The following is a 360-nucleotide window of genomic DNA, read 5'->3' on the forward strand; positions in this document are numbered from 1 at the left end:
CTGCAGCGGCGATCGGCGTCTGGATGCCGGAGAGGATCCTGCCGTCCGAACCCGTGCCGCCGGTGGCAGTGCTACCGCTTCCGGCCACCGGAGCGGCCGTCCTGGCACCGGAGGTGGTCGAGTCACCGAGGACCGAGACCGCGTTGCCGCCGGCTGTCACCGGGACGGCCACGGCGACAGGCGCCTGGATGCCCGAGGCGACCCCCTCCGAGCCGGTGGACGTCGCGCTGGCGCCCCCCGTTCCGGAGCCTGTCGCCGGAGTGGAGGCCGTCGAACCGGACGATGTCGCGTCGCCCACCGCACTGACGGCGTTTCCGGAGAGGCCCACGGGGACGCTGACGCTCACCGCGGCCTGGTCGC

At 74.4% G+C, this 360-nt stretch carries 1 pseudogene; it reads right to left on the bottom strand.

The window, feature by feature from the left end:
- A pseudogene (locus SB719_RS19195) lies at positions 1-346 on the bottom strand (hypothetical protein); the annotation flags it as partial.
- Between the last annotated feature and the right edge of the window lie 14 nt (positions 347-360).

The sequence above is a fragment of the Pantoea sp. SIMBA_079 genome (assembly GCF_046940275.1).
Classification (GTDB): Bacteria; Pseudomonadota; Gammaproteobacteria; order Enterobacterales; family Enterobacteriaceae; genus Pantoea; species Pantoea borealis.